At 39.2% G+C, this 20,772-nt stretch carries 17 protein-coding genes; 12 read left to right on the top strand and 5 right to left on the bottom strand.

Going from position 1 to position 20,772, the window contains the following annotated elements; genetic code table 11:
- Positions 1-189: 189 nt before the first annotated feature.
- Both AC2SLL_RS02400 and AC2SLL_RS02405 read right to left on the bottom strand, forming a co-directional pair.
- Positions 190-2,136: a heme lyase CcmF/NrfE family subunit gene (locus AC2SLL_RS02400; RefSeq protein ID WP_486530074.1), complete on the bottom strand. Its 1,947-nt coding sequence runs from the start codon at positions 2,134-2,136 to the stop codon at positions 190-192.
- Between the two features lie 100 nt (positions 2,137-2,236).
- Positions 2,237-3,556 (bottom strand): hypothetical protein, encoded by a 1,320-nt coding sequence (locus AC2SLL_RS02405; protein WP_486530075.1) that lies wholly within the window; start codon positions 3,554-3,556, stop codon positions 2,237-2,239.
- Positions 3,557-4,117: 561 nt separating this feature from the next.
- On the opposite strand from AC2SLL_RS02405, the gene mrdA reads away from it, so the two are divergent.
- From mrdA to AC2SLL_RS02460, 11 genes are all read left to right on the top strand, one after another.
- Complete coding sequence (gene mrdA / locus AC2SLL_RS02410) at positions 4,118-6,067, top strand: penicillin-binding protein 2 (RefSeq protein WP_486530076.1); 1,950 nt, start codon at positions 4,118-4,120, stop codon at positions 6,065-6,067.
- 57 nt (positions 6,068-6,124) lie between these two features.
- The gene (locus AC2SLL_RS02415) at positions 6,125-6,877 is read left to right on the top strand and encodes an RsmD family RNA methyltransferase (RefSeq protein WP_486530077.1); all 753 of its coding nucleotides are present in this window, start codon (positions 6,125-6,127) and stop codon (positions 6,875-6,877) included.
- Positions 6,878-7,086: 209 nt separating this feature from the next.
- The gene (gene rplM, locus AC2SLL_RS02420) at positions 7,087-7,515 is read left to right on the top strand and encodes a 50S ribosomal protein L13 (RefSeq protein ID WP_486530078.1); all 429 of its coding nucleotides are present in this window, start codon (positions 7,087-7,089) and stop codon (positions 7,513-7,515) included.
- 21 nt (positions 7,516-7,536) lie between these two features.
- The gene (rpsI, locus tag AC2SLL_RS02425) at positions 7,537-7,923 is read left to right on the top strand and encodes a 30S ribosomal protein S9 (protein ID WP_486530079.1); all 387 of its coding nucleotides are present in this window, start codon (positions 7,537-7,539) and stop codon (positions 7,921-7,923) included.
- Positions 7,924-8,212: 289 nt separating this feature from the next.
- Positions 8,213-8,803, top strand: a complete 591-nt coding sequence (petA, locus tag AC2SLL_RS02430) for a ubiquinol-cytochrome c reductase iron-sulfur subunit (protein ID WP_486530080.1) — start codon at positions 8,213-8,215, stop codon at positions 8,801-8,803.
- 17 nt (positions 8,804-8,820) lie between these two features.
- A complete protein-coding gene (locus tag AC2SLL_RS02435; RefSeq protein ID WP_486530185.1) occupies positions 8,821-10,026 on the top strand; it encodes a cytochrome b in 1,206 nt (401 codons plus the stop codon).
- On the top strand, positions 10,026-10,742 hold the full coding sequence (locus AC2SLL_RS02440) for a cytochrome c1 (RefSeq protein WP_486530081.1): 717 nt from the start codon (positions 10,026-10,028) through the stop codon (positions 10,740-10,742). Before AC2SLL_RS02435 ends, AC2SLL_RS02440 begins: the two co-directional genes overlap by 1 nt.
- Positions 10,743-11,034: 292 nt before the next feature.
- A complete protein-coding gene (locus AC2SLL_RS02445; RefSeq protein ID WP_486530082.1) occupies positions 11,035-11,652 on the top strand; it encodes a glutathione S-transferase N-terminal domain-containing protein in 618 nt (205 codons plus the stop codon).
- Between the two features lie 85 nt (positions 11,653-11,737).
- Entirely contained in the window at positions 11,738-12,175 is a 438-nt protein-coding gene (locus tag AC2SLL_RS02450; RefSeq protein WP_486530083.1) for a ClpXP protease specificity-enhancing factor, read from the top strand.
- A 387-nt stretch (positions 12,176-12,562) separates the two neighbouring features.
- Positions 12,563-13,198, top strand: a complete 636-nt coding sequence (locus AC2SLL_RS02455; RefSeq protein WP_486530084.1) for a trimeric intracellular cation channel family protein — start codon at positions 12,563-12,565, stop codon at positions 13,196-13,198.
- Between the two features lie 71 nt (positions 13,199-13,269).
- Positions 13,270-13,863 carry a trimeric intracellular cation channel family protein gene (locus tag AC2SLL_RS02460; RefSeq protein ID WP_486530186.1) on the top strand — a complete coding sequence of 198 codons (594 nt, stop codon included), beginning with the start codon at positions 13,270-13,272 and terminating at the stop codon, positions 13,861-13,863.
- 53 nt (positions 13,864-13,916) lie between these two features.
- Here the strand turns inward: AC2SLL_RS02460 and recJ are convergent, their stop codons facing one another.
- A complete protein-coding gene (recJ, locus tag AC2SLL_RS02465; RefSeq protein ID WP_486530187.1) occupies positions 13,917-15,722 on the bottom strand; it encodes a single-stranded-DNA-specific exonuclease RecJ in 1,806 nt (601 codons plus the stop codon).
- 743 nt (positions 15,723-16,465) lie between these two features.
- On the opposite strand from recJ, the gene AC2SLL_RS02470 reads away from it, so the two are divergent.
- Positions 16,466-16,981, top strand: a complete 516-nt coding sequence (locus AC2SLL_RS02470) for a hypothetical protein (RefSeq protein WP_486530085.1) — start codon at positions 16,466-16,468, stop codon at positions 16,979-16,981.
- Positions 16,982-17,095: 114 nt separating this feature from the next.
- On the opposite strand, the gene AC2SLL_RS02475 is transcribed toward AC2SLL_RS02470, so the two are convergent.
- A complete protein-coding gene (locus AC2SLL_RS02475; RefSeq protein ID WP_486530086.1) occupies positions 17,096-18,703 on the bottom strand; it encodes an inorganic phosphate transporter in 1,608 nt (535 codons plus the stop codon).
- A gap of 245 nt (positions 18,704-18,948) precedes the next feature.
- The gene (locus AC2SLL_RS02480) at positions 18,949-20,610 is read right to left on the bottom strand and encodes an ATPase (RefSeq protein WP_486530087.1); all 1,662 of its coding nucleotides are present in this window, start codon (positions 20,608-20,610) and stop codon (positions 18,949-18,951) included.
- Positions 20,611-20,772 lie beyond the last annotated feature (162 nt).

Here is a 20,772-nt window from a genome sequence, read left to right on the forward strand (position 1 = left end):
TTTATAGTATCAAGGTATTTGTCTAACCCGTTCAAGGCAGATAACATCATCATTAAGTGCCAGATAATTAAGTGCCAAATGATCAAGTGCCAAATGATCAAGTGGCAAACAATCTAATAGCCAAAATATTATTAAGTTTTAGAAATTAATTTATAGCACTAAATAACTTATGGGTTATCAGGGTAGCTTCTATCTTTTTAAACGATAGCGTTTGTCACTCAGGCTTAGCAAACTCCCCAAAGCCATGACAATTGCACCAATCCACAGCCAACTTATCATTGGTTTAACATATATACGCACTGCCCAGTTACTGTTTGGATCGTTATCATTAATCGGTTCTCCTAGTGCCACATAGAGATCACGAAAGAAGGTTGTATTAATACCCGCTTCTGTCATTGGCATTTGACTAACCACATAATTACGCTTTTGTGGATACAAAGTCGTCACTAGTGTATCGTTTTTAGTTACTTTTATTTCAGCCTGAACAGCGTCATAATTTTGCCCCCGCACCTCATCAAATGCTGACAAGGTAAATTCGTAACCACCAACTGTTTTAGTATCACCCACATTCATTGCCACATCAGTCTCAATGCTCATAGTACTGGTAACACCAATTCCTAACGCAACAATTAGAACACCCAAATGCGCCACTTGCATGCCCCAATAGCTTGGTTTGAGGCGTCTCAATCCCATGCGTAAATTTGGCACATTGCGGGTTTTATCTTTTACATCAAAAGTCATCCAAGCCAACACCCATAAGCACAAGAAACCAGTGATAATGATTTGGACTTCCGCGCTTTTTGTAACCAAATAGGTAATGATCCCAGCCAACAATAGGCAACTCACAAACAGCCCAGTTGCAATACCCAAAAAAGGGCGCTTATCTCGTTTCCAACGTATATTAGAACCCATCCCCATGACCAACAATAACAACCATGTCAAAGGGACAAATAAAGCATTGAAATATGGAGGACCTACGGACACCTGACCTAAATTAAAAGAGTCAGCAATAATAGGGTAAAGCGTACCTAACAATACTACGAGTGTGGCGACTAAAATCACGATGTTATTAATTATCAAAAGGGTTTCTCGTGATTTAAGTTCATAGTGGCTCTCAACAGTCAGACGCCACCCTCTTAGAGCAAAGGCAATTAATCCCGTACCGATTACTATACCTAAAATAGCAAGAATGGCTAAGCCTCGGGTCGGATCCGCAGCGAATGAATGAACGGAGGTTATTACGCCAGAACGAACCAAAAAAGTACCTAGCAAACTCAGTGCAAAGGCAAATATTGCGAGCATTATCGTCCATGCTTTAAAAACACCCCGTTTTTCGGTCACTGCCATAGAGTGAATCAAAGCCGTACAGGCCAACCAAGGCATCAGTGAAGCGTTTTCAACAGGATCCCAAAACCACCAGCCGCCCCAACCTAATTCGTAATATGCCCACCATGAGCCTAATGCAATACCTAACGTTAAAAACGCCCAAGCAGCGAGAGCCCAAGGGCGTGACCATCTGGTCCAAACGGCATCTAAACGCCCCGCCCATAGTGCCGCCATACAAAAAGCAAAAGGTACTGCCATACCAACATAACCCATATATAGCATAGGCGGATGGAAAATCAATCCAGGGTCTTGCAATAATGGATTTAAATCAGCGCCATCGACTGGCATATTAGGTAAGGTGCGGTCAAACGGCGACGAGGTAAAAATAAGCATGGTCAGCATCATAAACTGAATGGCGCCTAAGACCACTAAAACACGCGCTCGCATATCTAATGGCAATCCACGGCTAAACCAAGCGACTAAAGCTGACCAGCCTGCCAAGATAGTAACCCATAGTAATAGCGACCCTTCGTGACCGCCCCATGTTGCAGAGAGTTTATAGTACCAAGGCAATAAAGAGTTTGAATGTTTAGCAACATAAATAAGACTAAAATCGTTGAAATAAAAGCCTGCCATCAACGCAATAAATGAGAAGAGTAAAGCTATAAAATATGCCCATGAAAGACTTGGCGCTAGACGCTGTAGATGAATTTCATTTTTATTTATGCCAACCGTTGGTAGAACGATTTGCAATAAGGCCAATACCAACGCTGCAATTAATGCAAAATATCCTAGCTCAGTGATAACCATACTTGCTTGCCCTTTAGCTACTTCTAGCCACTTTGCTTAAATTGTTATTAATATCGAAACAAACTGATTCATATAAGTGTTGAACAATTATTCAATTCAGTTAAGGATAAAATACGATAATTAAGTGCAACCAACCCGCTAGAAAGCCAGTTACCCCCCCTAGAATGATCAGGGTGGTTTCATCCTCTTGAAAAGCGGGTCGTAATAAATTTTGAAACTCTCGTGATGATAAGGCTTTGATTCGATCTCTAAATAAGACAAAAACTTTGCTGGCTCGGCTTTCATTTAATTGAGGGTCGCGAATTGGAATCATGGTCGCGTCTATAGATTTATCAATAATAGTATTTCTGAGCTGTCCGAACTCTCGACGACCAAGCCCTACCCTAAGCGTCGTCTTGACCAATGGCGACTCCAGCACGTCATACAAATGCTGCTTCATTAAATCCCTAGTTTGAGCTGCCTTAGGGCCGTACATCATTTCATGCATGATGTTTTCAAGCGTTACCAAGTCTTTAACCACAATCTCAGCAAAGACTTCTGATACTTCAGGTTGGCGCTTCATAAAGCCACCTTGCCATTGATACGTATCTATTCTAGGTAGCACAGGTACTATATATGGGAAACTTTGAAGACGCTTAAAAATTTTAAGATACTTTACGGGCTTTGGATCTACTGGATTAAATACCATCCAGATAGCAATCCAATTGGTCAAAAAACCCCAAATCGCTGCAAAGAAAGGAACCGTCCAATGTTGCGGTACGATTAAGTATATAAACATCTGAATAATGCCAAAAATAAATCCGATAAGCGCACTAATATGCCAAATGTAATCAATCTCTTTTTGACCAACTTTTAAAAACATATTAACCATCAGTCGACGGTCGCTCTCCATCGTACGCACAATCATCTGGCGCATATCAACCAAACTTTCAACATTGTTGGTTAACTCAATGACCAATGACTTCATGATACTTGGCATCTCTTCATGCGCATGGGCATAGATACGACGTTTTACCGCATAAGGTAAGTTGGTCCATAATACAGCAGAACGCTCATTCATTATTTCATCAATCAATAACTCAAGATTGGAGTCAACAGTCTTTGTAATGAAGTCTGCCATTTCTTCAGGTTCCATCGCCTGAAAAAACTCGTCAAGTGAACCAAGCTTTGATAAGGTTTGATCAACAATAACACCTGATATCTTACCTGCTTTAGCAGGTACAATTCCTTGCCAACCTAAGCCTTGGATATTAAAAGGCAAGCTAGGAATTCTTATACCCCAAAAGGATATAGGATAAAATAACATCTTTAAGGCCATCCACACATGGGCCCACGTGACAAATGCGGTAACAAATGGAATTGTCAGCATTGCCAGAAACTCAGGGTGATCGCTAAGGACTTGCCATAAATTGGACAGCATTATTATTATATCGCCTATAAATCACTTACGCATTTATACATTTATGATAGGCACATACGCCTATATTATAATAGGCACATATGCTTGATCCGTATGTATACCTGTGTGGCTACTTTCTATGTACATTTGAAAGCAGGATTTTACCACATTCATGGATATTTTACTTAGTGATGTATTATTAATGAGTCATATGACTAACTACCATATCTAGTTAAAAAGAAGCGGTTATTTAGTGACATTAAGCCAATAGTAAATATAATTTCTTGTTATATATCCCTCTTCTTATATAAAGCTGTTATATAAAATTGATATGATATAATTCTACAATTAGTGATGGAAAATTAAAGATGGCTAAAGTTGTACTAGATAAGAAGTAAAGCACTACATCTATTACTAAATAACCAGCTACCTCATTAGTTCTAACTATCTTATTAAAGGATCAGATACCTCACTAAAGAAAATGCGGTTTGTTATGCCATTTTCGCCTTTTTTGCCATAGTGACTTAAACATCTGTCTCTTTATTGCAGTAACCCTTTCTTTTGCCTGCTAAGTAATTTTTAATGAAACAACCTATTTCTAAAGACATCCGCCAGGAAAACAGGATATTTGGCAATCGAATCTTATTTGCTGCCATATTTATTTTTTTAGGTCTAGGGGTGTTACTTGCCCGATACTGGTTTTTGCAAGTGTACTCGCATGATCAATATACCATGCAGTCTGATAACAATCGTATCAAGCTCATCTCTGACCCACCTTCGCGCGGTTATATTTATGACCGTAACGGGTATTTATTGGCAGATAATAAATCTGTCTTTACCGCTATGTTGAGCCCAGATGATGTCAAAGATCCTGAACGTACTCTAAAGCTACTCGCGCCTATTTTTAAGTTAACAAATGAGGAGATTACTGATATTTTGGCGCGTATCGATAAAAACAAAAATGATCCTGTTACCATAAAAATTGATTTGGATGAGGAGCAGGTAGCACAATTTAGTGAGCGTAAACCCTTTTTTAAAGGCGTCAGTATCCAGAGTAAATTTACCCGTTTTTACCCTTATGATGAACTTTTTGCCCATGCTATTGGCTACGTTGGACGGATTAACGATAAAGAATCTAAACAGATTAATAAAGATTTATATGCGGGTACAGATATCATTGGAAAAATTGGCATCGAGAAGCAGTATGAAAATATATTGTTGGGTAAGCCAGGTTATAAGGCGGTTGAAACCAATGTGCATGGCGATGTTTTAAGAGAGCTTGAAAGTTCTCCACCAATTCCTGGTAATGATATCTATTTAAGCTTAGATTACGGATTGCAAAAAGTAGCTCAGGAGCAATTAGATGGTCGCCGTGGTGCTATCATTGCCATAGATCCTCAAAATGGCGATGTATTAGCTTTTGTCAGCAATCCAAGTTTTGATCCAAACCCATTTATCTCTGGTATATCCTTCAAAGATTATGGCAACTTAAGAGATGATCCAGATCAACCGCTCTATAACCGTGCATTGCAAGGTATGTATCCTCCCGCGTCTACTATCAAACCCTTCGAAGGTCTAGCTGGTATTCATTATGGCGTCATGAATTGGAACGATACCATCTATGATCCTGGTTACTTTACCTTACCAGGAGACAATCACCGCTTCAGAGATTGGAAACGCGGTGGACACGGCACAGTGAACCTGACCAAATCTATAGTAATGTCTGTAGATACCTACTACTATAAATTGTCTTATCAATTGGGTATTCAGCGCCTGCATGATTGGATGGTACGGTTTGGTTTTGGCAGCAAGACAGGTATTGACTTACCCAGTGAGAAAACTGGCGTCATGCCCTCACCCCAATGGAAAAAAGAAACGTATGATAAAAACTGGCTACCAGGAGATACTATTTCAGTCAGCATTGGTCAAGGATACTTTTTAGCAACACCATTACAAGTCGCTAATGCCACGGCCATAACGGCCAGTCTCGGTCAAAAAATAACCCCACACCTGCTTAAAAGCTCTGAAGGGGCAGCCTTTGTGCAACCAATAGATAAACCAACTGGTCACATTGAATTTAATGGTGATCGTTCTGATTGGTTGAAGATGACAAGTGCAATGGAACAAACTGTGAAACGAGGAACCGCCCGAGGCATTTATACCCCAACTTATCGAATTGCAGGCAAAACTGGTACAGCACAGGTTAAGTCTATTGCTCAGGGCAAAAGCTACAATAAAAGCCAACTCGATAAACGCCACTGGGATCATGCTTGGTTTACAGGGTTTGCACCAGTTGACAACCCACAGATTGCACTGGCCATATTGGTTGAGAATGGCGGTGGCGGCAGTAAAACAGCAGCGCCAATTGGTCGTGCTTTATTTGATTATTGGGTACTACGCCGCCCTAAAAACCCTTTATTACCCCCTACCCCTGAAGAACTTGAAGCAATCAGAGCAGAGAAGGCCGCTCAAAAGGCCGCATTAGATACTTTAGAGGAAGCGGATATAGATACAGAACAGTCGCTTAATTGAAGAACAAAAATTCAAAACAAACACTTAAACTATAAGCATAATTGATGATAGGGTCTTATGAGTCGCCATAGCCAGTACTTAACAACCAAAAAAACTTCTGGTAACAGCTCTGCACGCTTAAAAAAAGAGCCCTCTCTCAGCCGTGTACGCATTATTGGTGGACGCTATAAACGCCAGCTTGTGCCTTTTATAGATGCTGATGGACTTCGCCCCACACCTGACAGACTTAGAGAGACGCTATTTAACTGGATACAATTCGAACTTTTTGACGCTAATGTCTTAGATCTTTGTGCGGGTAGCGGTGTTTTAGGACTTGAAGCATTATCTCGCGGTGCGGCTCATGCCACCTTTATTGAATTACAACCAAGTCAAGCCGCTTTAATTAGCCAGACAGCAGAAAAGTTTAAGCTAAATAAACATCAAGCCACTGTTTATAATGCTAACGCCATGAATATCATACCTACTTTAACAGGGAGGTTAAGCACTAGCTTGACAACTAAAAAAGTAGATCCAAATGATAACGTTTGTAGCAATCAAAACATTGAGCAGAAAAACCCTGAACCTCTCCACTATCATATTGTATTTGTCGATCCGCCTTACGACCTAAATCTCTGGGTACCAATGATTGAGGGGTTAATCAGCGAGCAAATAGTGAATGAAAAGACTTTTTTTTATATAGAAGACAAACGACCCATTACTCAAACTTTGCAGCAACTATCATACTCATACAGTGTGATTAAACAGTGCAAAATAGGGCAAGTATTTGCAACTTTACTAAAAATTGATTTAAGCAAAAAAGCCCAAAGCTAAATAGATTTAACCTAGGGTAAAGCGCCAATAAATATCTGCTTCTATTTATAATAGCCTATTGCTTTTTTCGTCAGGAATGCATACAATGTGCGTCTGTTTTTTGAGAGCCCCGTTTCCCCTAACACTCTCAACAAAAGTGAAACAGACGTGATCAGTATCTTTCATAATATCAATGACGGCTGTTTCACTCGATAACTTAAGGTTTAATCATGAAAACACAAAGTGCAAAGCCCGCTGAGGTTACTCACGACTGGTATATCGTAGATGCTGAAGGTAAAACTTTAGGTCGTCTTGCCACTCAAATTGCTTCTCGCCTCCGTGGTAAGCATAAGCCTTCTTTTACTCCTCATGTTGATACAGGCGATTATATCGTAGTTATCAATGCTGATAAGGTTACTGTAACCGGTAAAAAAGCGCAGGATAAAAAATACTATCGTCATAGTGGTTATCCTGGCGGTATTAAAGAGACTAACTTTACTAAGTTAATTGCTCATAAGCCAGAAGAAGTTCTTTTAAAAGCTGTCAAAGGGATGTTACCTAAAGGCCCTCTTGGTTATGCTACTATCAAGAAATTGAAGCTATACGCTGGTACAGAGCATCCACACGCCGCCCAGCAGCCTCAAGAACTAGACATCTAATCGCATAATCAGGAGTAAGTTATGGAACGCAATTACGGAACTGGTCGTCGTAAAACATCTACTGCCCGAGTATTTTTATCAAAAGGTACAGGCAATATCGTTGTAAACGGCAAGCCCCTTGAAGAGTACTTTGGTCGCGAAACATCACGTATGGTTGTTCGTCAACCATTTGAGCTTCTAGAAGCTGGCGAGAGCTATGATGTGTACGCTACTGTTAAAGGTGGTGGTATTAATGGTCAAGCGGGTGCTATCCGTCACGGTATTACTCGTGCTCTAATTGAGTCTGACGAAACTTTAAAGCCTGCTCTTAAAGAAGCTGGTTTTGTTACTCGTGACTCACGACAAGTTGAACGTAAGAAATTGGGTCTACGCAAAGCACGTAAGCGTCCTCAGTTCTCTAAACGTTAATAATTTTGTACGACTAGCATAGTCGTGACTATCAGATACAAAAAAAAACCCTTGTTTACGCAGGGGTTTTTTGTTTTTTGCATATTTGAATTTATTTTATAGCTAAAATAGCTTAGAATAGACACAATTAGAAATAAATAGGCAAAGCCAATGTAACCTAATAAGCTTGGTAAAGAGGTTTTAATGTCTCTTAAGTTTAATTGGGTAATACATACCAGTTTGAAACGACACTAGTTATTTCTTGACTAGTGGTAGTTGTTTCATGACTATTATCTGGAGGAAGTTTTTAATGAGCCATGCCGAAGGCGTCAACATAAAACGTCGTAGAGTACTGATTGCTACATCTGCTGCAATAGGTGCAGTTGGGGTTGCTGCAGTCGCAACACCGTTTGTCCGCTCTTGGTATCCAAGTGCGAAAGCTGAAGCTGCTGGTGCTGCCGTTACACAAGACATTAGTGCTATCGAAGATGGCCAAATGATTGTGGTTAAATATCGTGGTAAACCCATATTTGTTGTTAAACGTACCGACGAAATGGTAGCCCTGTTAGAAGATGTCACACCAATGCTTAGTGATCCTGAATCAGAAGCATCCATTCAACCTGAATATGCCAAAAACCAAACCCGCTCACGTGATCCGAGTATTTTAGTCGTTGAAGGGGTTTGTACTCATTTAGGTTGTGCGCCTAACTACCGTCCAGATGTTGGCGCGGCTGATTTAGGTGGTGATAACTGGTATGGTGGCTTCTTCTGTCCATGTCACGGTTCACTATATGATTTATCTGGGCGTGTATATAAGGGCGTTCCTGCCCCACTTAATTTACCCATTCCTGAGTACAGTGTAGATGGGCCTATCTTAACTGTCGGGGAGGTTTCATTATGAGTATTGGTAAAAATTTGATGAACTGGGTTGACGCTCGATTCCCCGCAACTGAGACATATGAATACCATATGTCAAAGTATTATGCCCCAAAAAACTTTAACTTTTGGTACTTCTTCGGCGTACTATCAATGATTGTATTAGTCAACCAGCTTGTTACTGGTATATGGTTGACGATGATGTTTAACCCTAGTGCTGAAGGTGCTTTTGCATCTGTCGAATACATCATGCGTGATGTTAAAGGTGGCTGGTTAATTCGTTACATGCACTCAACTGGTGCATCAGCATTCTTTGTTGTCGTTTATCTGCATATGTTTAGGGGTATGCTATATGGTTCATACAAAAAACCTCGTGAGCTTATTTGGCTCATCGGTATGGGTATTTATCTGTGCTTAATGGCTGAAGGCTTCTTTGGCTACTTGCTACCTTGGGGTAATATGTCATTCTGGGGTGCTCAAGTTATTCTTAATCTACCTGCGGCTATTCCAGTCATTGGAGATGGTCTTGCAGAGTGGGTACGTGGAGACTATTTAATATCGGGCATTACCCTTAACCGTTTCTTCGCCTTGCACGTGGTTGCCATTCCTTTAGTGCTTGTTGGATTAGTGTTTATTCATTTGGTTGCCTTACACCATGTGGGTTCTAATAACCCTGATGGCGTTGACATCAAGAAGCTTAAAGACAAAAACGGTATTCCGTTAGATGGCGTTCCATTCCATCCCTACTATACCGTGCATGACATGGTCGGTATCGTGGTATTCTTTATTGTATTTTTTGCAGTAGTATTTTTCTTCCCTGAAGGTGGCGGTTTCTTCTTAGAAAAGCCAAATTTTGAAGTCGCTAACTCGCTTAAAACACCTGAACATATCGCACCAGTTTGGTATTACACTCCATTTTATGCCATTCTACGTGCTGTTCCTGATAAGCTTGGCGGGGTTATCGCAATGGGCGGTGCTATTGCTATGTTATTCTTGTTACCATGGTTAGATCGTTCACCTGTTAAATCAATACGTTATAAAGGTATACTATCGAAGATTGCCCTTACTATCTTTGTCATTAGTTTTGTTTTCTTAGGCTATTTGGGTGTTGCTCCCTCTACCCCACTCAACACTATCTTAGGTCGTATATTTACAGTATTGTACTTCTTATTCTTTTTCTTGATGCCAATATACACGTCAATTGAAAAATGTAAGCAGCCACCCGAACGCGTTACTGGAGGTCACTAATGAGTGCGATTAAAAAATCATTTGCTGGCTTCGGATTTGGTGTTGCCATTGCCTTAGCTGCTAGCACTGCCCAAGCATCTGGCGGTGGTGGATGTGGTACCTTTACCAATGCTGAAGGTCATGAAGAAAGCTTAACCTGTAGTACAGCCCCTATTGATTTCAATAATAAGGGCTCGCTACAACGTGGGGCTACCATGTTCATGAACTATTGCGCAGGGTGTCACTCTGCGAAATATGTTCGCCACTCACGTATTGCTCAAGATTTGGATATCCCACCTGAATTGGTTGAAAAATACCTTCTAGTGACTGCTGATGGTATTGGTGATCATATTGATGCCCAGATTGATCCAGAAGTACAAGCATCATGGTTTGGTGCTGCCCCTCCAGATTTATCTCTAGAGAGCAGACTGCGTGGAGATGACTGGGTATACACCTATCTATTAAGTTTTTATGAAGATCCCAGTCGCCCTTGGGGAGCTAATAACCTAGTACTCAAAAACGCAGCGATGCCTCATGTTTTACTTAATCTTCAAAATGAATTAGGTGAGCAAGAGTATCGTGATCGTGTGGGTGATTTAGTTAACTTTATGGCATGGATGGCTGAACCTGTTCGTGAAGACCGCCAACGCTATGGGTTCTATGTACTTTTATTTTTACTGGTATTATTAATACCGGTCTATCTACTTAATAAAGAGTTCTGGAAAGATATTAAATAAACGACTCTTCATTTAAAAAAGACGATATTAATTATCGTCTTTTTTTATTCTAAAGCTAGTCCAGAATATTCAAATAACACAATTAATATTGTTTAAATTGATATAATTCATGAACGGTAAGTAAACTGATATATCTTCTAAACAGAAAAGTGAGGTTTGTGAAAATTAATGCTGCTCTATAAATCATATGGTTAAATCTTTATTAAGTTTTGGAAATAGGTTTATACTATTCTATTGATAAACTTAAATAGTTTAGTTACGATGCTAGTCAACTTATTGGCACCCTGAGTATATGATAAACCCAAATGACATACCTGATAGCCAGCTAATTTTATATGCCGATGATGGTTATGATAGTCATGTTGTAAAATTCATTCTGGCTGAGAAAAAATTAAAGTACTATCTGTCGTTACTAGATAGTGAACGTCCTGAAGATTTACGCCAATTAAACCCTTACAATAGTCTACCTGTTCTCATGCATCGTGACTTTAGCTTATATGAATTAAATGTTATCTTTGAGTATTTAGAAGATCGGTATCATGGCAATAAGCTGCTACCAGATACACCAAAAATGAAAGCGATTCAACGTCAATTGGCGTGGCGTATTCAGAATGACTGGTTAAAACTTGGCAGAGTTTTACTGACTCATAAAGACAGCTTTAATGCAAAACAAGCGGATTTAGCTCGGCGTAAACTTTCAGATGCCCTAGTGACTTTGTCGCCCATTTTTGGACAGTCCGCATATTTCATGTCAGATGACTTTGGTTGGTGTGATATTTTATTAGGGGTAATGCTATACCGTTTAGATGATATGCAAATAGAGCTACCAACCCATTTATGTCGTCCTCTTTTTGAATATCAAAAACGTATTTTTGAAAGAGAAAGCTTTACAAATACACTGACAAAATAGAGTTAATGTCACTATTGAATTCCTATATTTATTGAATCAATATAAATGATATATATACTTTATTTTAAGCGTTTAAGAGGTTGATATGTCCGTGCAAGATTTAAATTTAACCCCTAGCCGCCCTTATATGGTTCGAGCAATGTATGAGTGGCTAGAAGATAATATGTTAACGCCCTATCTCTTAATAGATGCGACTCAAGATAACTTGATTATTCCAACTGAATACGTTCAGGACGGTCAAATTGTTTTAAATATCGCCAGTCAGGCTACAGGTAGTTTGACTATTGACAATGATTTTATTAGCTTTAGCGCTCGTTTTGGCGGTGTTTCACGTGATTTGTGGGTGCCTATGCATGCGGTAATGGGCATTTACTCTAAAGAAAATTCCCAAGGTATGTTTTTTGATCCAAGTGAGTATGAAAATTATACACCAAATGAAAACAACAAATCGACAACTGAAACAGGTTCTAAATCTAATAAGCCAAAGCGTGAAAACAAAGCAGGACTTAAAGTCTTGAAGTAACCCGTTTAATAACGTTTACTAGATGTCAGGTAAGTAGCTGTTGTAAAATGGCTGTTATATGCGACCTTGTAATGACTTTAATACAATATCGTGTATTATTGTTTGGTTTAGATAACTTAGATAACAATGAAAAACGTAGAATCAGCCTTAAAATCAACAGTGAAGGTAGGATATATATCTACTTTAAGATACATTCCTAAGTAGCTATATCGAGAAGCGTTACCAATTTAGAAGATTAAGCTTAGAAGATAAAGCAATTTTAGGGAAAGGTCTCTTGATTCAAGAGGCCTTTTCATTTGTGTATACACATTCAAACTTAAGTCAAGCAAGACAAACAATACTAAGTTAAAAAGTTATCCCTCATTAATTTAACAACAGTGCACATATATGCCAGAACATTTGATAAGTCCAGAGAATTTAATTTATATCTTTGACATGATTGGTGTCATAGCTTGTGCTATTGCTGGCACCTTGTTGGCACAGCATAAAGGATTCGACATTACTGGATGTATTTTAGTCTCTATGGTCAATGCGATTGGCGGCGGTACTATTCGTGATTTATTACTTGATCGCCACCCTTTGTTTTGGATGATAGATTTAAGCTATGTCATTGTGATTAGCCTGACCTCTTTGATATTACAGGTTTTTTTTCATCTATATCACAAGATTGATAATGCTTTAAAGTTATTTGACGCAGTGGGTCTTGCTGCATTTAGTGTGATTGGGTTGAAAGTTGCCCTAACCCATGATACCTCGCCAATAATTGCAATTCTAATGGCTGTGTGTACGGCTATTGTAGGGGGAATGATTCGCGACGTCATATGCAATGAGATACCTTTGGTATTGCAAAGAGAGATCTATATTACGGCAAGCTTGATTGGCTCGTGTGTTTACTTATCATTGGAGTATTTAGGAGTGCATACAGGTTTAAATGACTTTATTATGCTTGGCGTCATATTTGTAGTGCGCCTTTTGGCTTTAAAGTTTGACTGGCATCTGCCTTCAATCAGGCTGGTACATTAATTTCAACTCAGTATATAGGTAAAATAGTGGATACAACCTTTGACCCTACCTCCCTTATTTTTGCCTTTGATATGATAGGAATTATTGCCTGTAGCATATCCGGAACAATATTGGCCAAGCACAAACAGTTTGATGTTTTTGGCTGTCTATTAGTGTCGATTGTTACTGCAATTGGCGGCGGTACCGTACGAGATGTCATATTAGATCGACACCCCCTTTTTTGGATGGTCGATATGAGTTACTTAACCGTCATTACAGTAACCTCACTCGCCTTCCAAGTTTTTTTCCATCCTAACTCACGACATGTCGACAAACTGCTAAAACTTTTCGACACTATTGGCCTATCTGCTTTTACCCTTATTGGTATCAAGGTTGCCGTAAGCATGGGAGCAAATATTGCCGTTTCATTATTGTTTGGTGTTATCACTATCATTGTAGGTGGTATTATTCGAGATATGATTTGTAATGAAATCCCACTGGTGCTACAGCATGAAATATACATAACTCCAGCATTACTAGGGGGTAGCCTATATTTCATACTACCAACGTTTGGTATTAGTCAATGGATAGTTGAAATAACGACCATGCTGACAATTTTCATCATTCGCTCACTTGCTATCCGATACGAATGGAAATTTCCAGATATTGAACTTTACAGCAAATAGACTTAAATTTCGGTGAATCAGCAACTTATTAGACCTACAACTTTTAGAATAAGCTATGATGGTTTAATCAATGACAAATCTTTAATCATCAACTGGATATTTTGATTGCCATTCCACTCATTGATATCTAACTCAAACAATACATGTACTTGCTCAGCCTTGTAATCCCAAACTTGGGGGTCAAAATTAAACCAAATTGCATCAATTGGGTACTGAACCCCTGGATATTTAAGCGATAGTTTTAAATGCTTATCTTTTAAAACCTTAAATTGAACAACCTCAAATATCCCATCAAACTGTGGTGGCACAAACCCGTGACCCCAAATATTTGTATTATTAAGAGCCTCTACAAATTGCAAGCTAAAATCATTAGCTAAAAGCTGACCATCCGTGAAGCTCTCCTCTTCAAATACTGTCTCATCGATTGTATCCATTAAATGGCAAAACGCTTGCATAAAGGGTTTGTAGTTACCTTTTTTTAGGGTTAATCCAGCTGCCATAGCATGCCCACCAAAGTGACTAATTAACTCAGGCTTATTTTCAGCAATCGCTTCAATCGCATCACGAATGTGAATGCCAGGTATAGACCGTGCAGAGCCTTTAATTAAATCCTCATCACCTAGCTTATTGCTGTCCGCTGGCGCAAACACAATAGAAGGCCGGTAGTAAGTTTCTTTCAACCGACCTGCGACAATACCTATCACGCCTTGATGCCAGTCATCCTGATATAGCACAATGCCACGAGAGCTGACCTTATCTTGCTCTATTTTAGGAAAAACACCGCTATCTTGGACCTCACTATCCATCACCGTGTCTGTCAGTTGTAACTGATTCAGTATGTCATCTGCTTGCTCACGCATCGTACTTTCTACACGGCGACGCTCTTTATTTAGATGGTCTAATTCATAAGCTAAGCGTTGAGCATCCGCCCAATCCTCAGCCATTAAACACTCGATACCGATACGCATATTATCCATGCGACCCGCAGCATTAATACGTGGACCAATTACAAAGCCGAAGTCTTGCACTGTCATTTTCTTATGATCACGGCCTGCTAACTCTAATATGGCTAAAATACCTAATGAGCATTGCCCAGACCTAATCGCTTTTAGGCCATGGTGTACTAAAGTACGGTTGTTATGATCAAGCACACCAACATCAGCAATCGTACCAAGTGCCACTAAGTCTAAGTATTGGCTCACTTGCACTGATAATTTATCATTATCACGGCGATGTTTTGACAAGCGTCCAAGCAGATAAAAAGCTACACCAACACCTACTAAAGCCTTACTATCAAAGTTACAAGTTAATTGATTTGGATTAACGACAGCATCAGCTTCTGGTGTTGGTTTAGTGGTTAAATGATGGTCTGTAATGATAACCGTTATGCCATTTTCTTTGGCTTTGTTAACCCCTTCATGACTAGAAATGCCATTATCGACGGTAACGATGACGTCTGGTTGATAGGTATCAATACCAAGCTGGACAATTTCAGGTGTCAATCCGTAGCCATACTTAAATCTATCTGGCACAATATACTGCACATTTGCTCCCGTGTCGCCCAACACTTTCATCATCAAGGCTGTGCTAGTTGCCCCATCGCAATCAAAGTCGCCAACTATTAATATGCGCTTATTGGTATCAATGGCCTCATCGAGTAATAACATGGCCTTGTCAATATCATATAGGTCACTGGCAGATAGCAATGTAGACAATGAATAATTAAGCTCGTTGGCTGTGCGGATACCACGGGCAATAAACAGCCGAGTCAATGTTGCTGACTGCTCATATAGAGGTAATAAGGTAGGGGGTAGGTCTTCAGGCAATTTACCTGTGAATCGGGGGGTTAAATTTAGCATCATACTATTGTACTTAGCTTAAGTGGAATTTGAAAGTTTTGAATACTATAAACTGAGGCAAGGCTATATTTGTAGGACTGAGTGTTGTCTTTCATTATGATAAAACTAATATCAGTTACCAGACTACTATTACCAGACTAATAGATGAACAGATCTTAGGTTAAAATACTTTAGAGATAAAAAGGTTAGCTTAGAATCCATTCAATAAATACGTTTTTGCAAAGATAACCTTATTCACTAATCATCTTTCTCTCCGAAATTGTATATCTTTAACTCATAAACTCATGCAAAAAAATAACCTATGCGTATTTTAGAATAAATTAAAATGGATAATCTTGAATATCTTAGCACTTGTGTAATTTGTTTAAGCCTTTTGTTTAATCATAATGTTAATATATATGCCTTTAATACGTTTTTTGGTCAAAATTAATACAAACCACCTATTGAGCATTATTCCCCTAGTATTAAAATAGAGCTATATAACATAAATTAAGCAAGTTAATTAATGAGTATCTTATTAATTTAATTAATAATACCAATTGTATGTAGTTAAGCTTATGATTTAAAAATTTGAGTTATGAGTTAACATTGTTGAGCAAGTTACTCAATTAAATAGACGTAGTTAATGATTGCACTTATGTAATGATTGCACTTATGTAATGATTGCACTTAAGTATAGCCACTCTACTATAATAAGTAATAAGTCAGTTAAACCCCTATAAACCTACCCTATAAGGATATGTATGAAAACAACTCCAGATATACAAAAACTACCTGAAACTATTGATCCAGATCTGAACCTTGAGAAAATTAAAAAAGAGTGTGAGGCACTTGTAAAAAAACGTGCAAAGTTGTCCGCTGGTGTGGCCATTGTCCCTGTTCCTTTTTTTGATGTTGCAGTTGATGCAGGCATGTTAACTCAACTTTTACCTCAGATTAGTGAGCGTTTTGGATTGATTTCTGAACGAAATACTGCCATTGATTTAGAGTCAAAAGATGTTCATTGGAGTGAAGTTAAAGATCGGGCTATTGATTTTGCAGGATTAATGGCAACTCGTGGTGTAGTCAAAAAGACCGTACAAAACTTCGGTGGTCGTATAGTGGCAAAACAAGTGACTAAGTTTATCCCCTTAGGCGGTCAGATGGTTGCGGCAACCATGGGCTATATGATATTCAAAAAAATAGCCACAGATCACATTAACGAGTGTTATCGATTGGCTAAAAAGATTCAGCAAAACCAGCATGGTCGCAATGTGTAAAACTTACATTTTGGATGCCTCTTAGGTATTTTAGACAAAAATCCCGCATTTTCATGCGGGATTTTTTTTAACTGAATATTTTATGCTTAGCTTCTTAAACCAAACACTTTATACTTAAAAGACTTGGATCAAAATTAGATAACTTATCATAGACATTGCTGCTGCCGCTGGTAGCGTAATAATCCATGCGAGCCCAATTGGCTTCATCAGTGCCCAGTTTGTATCTTTATTGACAATACCAATGCCTAATACCGCACCCACTAACACATGAGTGCTTGATACCGGAAGACCAAGCATAGACGCTCCCATAACCACAGCAGCTGCAGATAGTTCTGCCGAAAACCCAGAAGCGGGATGCATCTTAGCGAGGTTTGTACCAACCGTTTGAATGACCTCTTTACCAATAAACCATAAACCGACGATCAACGCCACGCCGAAGGTAATCATAACGGCACTAGGAACAGCAGCTTCACTTGAGATAGTATTGGTACGGATAACATCCATAATAGCGGCAAATGGACCTACAGCATTCGCAATATCGTTAGCACCATGGCTAAATGCAAACCCTGCTGCAGTGAAAACTTGCATCCAACTAAATAGTACAAAAGTTGCGCGGGTTAAGTCTTGTTTTTGTTTACCTTTAATACTCTTGGCATAAATGAAAATGGTTAACCAAATTAATGCGCCAACCATAATAATAATCAAAAAGCTATGCAATGTTGATAAAGACATATCGACATTCTTGAGCCCTTTGAAGACTACCATTGCAGTCATAACCATGCCACCAAGTGCGGCAACTAAAGGCACCCAGTTACGCAGAGCTTTCAGCATATCCAGTTCTTTGCGTTCATTTTCAATAATAAAAAGATCTTGGTAGTAGTCAGTTTCTAAATCTTCTTTTTCTGTATCTTCATCTTTATAAATCTCTTGATCACGAACCATAGCAGATGTATATGAAAGCTGTAGAGATTCAGACAACTGACTGACAAACTCCTTATGACGCTTCTTAAGAGCTTTCTTGGCGGTTTTAAGCTCTTTTAATCGCTGTTCTGCACGATCGTTGTAAGCCAAAATATTTAATTTTATTTGACCATACAATACATAGGCTAATAGCCCACCAAGTACAGGAGATAACACCCATGATATGGCTATATGCCCCACTGCTTCCCATTGAACCGTTGACAGTGCCACTTCCGTGCCACCAATTTGAATCCCCATAATGATTGAACTACCGACAACACCGCCAATAATAGAATGGGTAGTAGAAACAGGTAGACCTTTTTTTGAGGCAAATAATAGCCAGAATGCAGCTGCTATCAATGCTGATAACATGACATAAATAAATTGGTTTGCGGAAACAGGAAGACCATCAAGATTTACAATGCCTTTACGGATAGTATCCGTGACTTCGCCGCCGGCAATGATAGCCCCAGATACCTCAAATATTGCAGCAACAGCCAAGGCTTGTGGGATAGTTAATGTACCTGCTCCGACGGAGGTGCCAAATGAGTTGGCAACATCATTTCCGCCTATATTAAACGCCATGAATATACCAAAGAGGGTGGCCACCAGAAAAAGGGTTGTTTGATGATGGTTGGTATAGGTTACACCCCACTTTAGAAAATAAGCAGTTACGGCTATGAGTAATAAACCAAAAAACCAATTGGCTCTTACTGAACCTTTAAAACTGGGCGCTTTTGGGTTAGATGACTTTGGAAGCATAATAGTCTGTTAGCCAAATCAGTGTGAATAAAATAAAACCCCGTACTTTATATAAGCCACGGGGTTCCAGCAAACTTGGGAAATTCCTTTTAGTTTGGTCAATAAGCGAATCAACAGCTTTATTCTTCTTTTTAGAATATTATATATGGCTGCGATTTACATTTTGACTAAGAGTGACATCCTTTGTCATAGTTATGTCATAATTATACTACCCTCTGATATAACTTGAAACAATATTTTTAGATTTATGTATTAACCACCCTCTCTAACTGCTTTATGGCATGATCTAGCACGGCCAAACGGGCAGTACGTTTGTCATTGGTCGCCACGACATGCCAAGGCGCATATTTGGTGTTGGTCAATGCCAACATATCCGCTGCGGCTTGTACGTAATCATGCCATTTATCGCGATTTCGCCAATCATCATCAGTGAGCTTGAACTGTTTATGTGGTGTCTCTTTTCTTTCTTCAAAGCGCTCGAGTTGCTCTTGTTTATCTATAGCTAACCAATATTTGATAATAATGGTGCCTTTATCGGCAAGGTCTCGCTCCATACGGTTAATTTCTTCATAAGCCCTTTGCCATGCAGCTTCACTGGCAAAACCTTCAATCCGCTCTACAAGTACTCTACCGTACCAAGTTCTATCAAATATCGCCACGCGACTTAAACGCTCCTCTTTCATGGATGGTTGAAACTGAGGTAATCTATTCCAAAACCGCCATAAAAAAGGATATTGCAGTTCAATTTGTGTCGGTGCTGAAATGTTATAAATTTGATATTCTCGTGGATCTAGTGGTGATACTAAACGTTTAATAGACCCACCTTTACCTGCAGCATCCATGCCTTCGAAAGCAAAAATAACGTGATGATTATTACCCGTATTTTTACAACTTTTACCTTCCTTATTATTTTGTGAATTGCGGGCACGCAACAGCTCAGCAATACGCGCTTGTTTCTTTGCAAGCGCTTGATGATAGTCCGATTTATCCATATCAGGATCATCTATATCTGTTAGTTTGTCTGGTACATCTTTCCATGAAAAAGCGGCGTTAATATTTCTCACAACCCCTTGCCCTAATGCATGGAGGCTATCTTTTTGCTGGCTACTCACTAACGCTGCTTGTGTCGCATGTAGCACTTCATGACAAAACTGAACGCTCGCTTCATGGTTATGTGCCTTATGGTGCTTTTTGTTTTTAGATTTTTCATCACTTCGGTCATTACTACCGTCAATAATTAGCCAATCGGACTGTTGACTGAGTATAATCTTGGCAATATCATTAAAACGCTTTACCATCTTTTTATCTTGCCAATCCATATGGTAAAGCCAAGTTGGGTCTTTTAAGTTATCTTTCAGTCGTTGTTGCAAGGTTTCTTCATCAATATGAAACCAACATTTTAAAATCTTTGTATGATTGGCTTTTAAGTCTGCTTCAAACTCCGCCAGTACTTGTAACTGTTCTTTTAAAAAGTATTCCCAGCTCTCTTCGCCGTTTTCTGTTTTATTTTTATCATGTTTCATGCATGTCAAAGCACCTGTTATCAAATCCGCATACCAATTGCCAAAGTATGCGGTAATGTTCCCATGTCTTGGTAACTTAGAAACATGGGCCTGCCAAACTGGCTCATACAATGCAGGTTTTAAGCCAATCGTTGCCTCCACATTAAACAATCTTGGATCAACCCATTGTCTAAGCTGAGTAACCGCTGCGCCTTTCCCAGAAAGCTCCATACCGTTTATTAGTACTAATAAACCTGTCGCTTGGCCAACTTGTCTTGTTTCTCGGAGCGCATACTGGGCTTTAACAAGCTCAAACCTTAGCTCATCTTCACTCATGTGAAACTGACTTAACGGATCAGCATCTATCTCAATTGACTTATGCTCTTCCTGATTTGTTTTAGACATCCTATTTTCCTTTTTTAGGTTTTATTATTATTTTAAGTGATTAGACTATAGAAGATATTCATAAGATTAGCGTTCTTAACATCATATCGGAAATTACGCTTCGAGACCGCTTAATCTACCGCTGAAACTAAATGTCAGCATATAAGATAGATTGGACATGTC

This window comes from Psychrobacter sp. CX97, assembly GCF_057396285.1.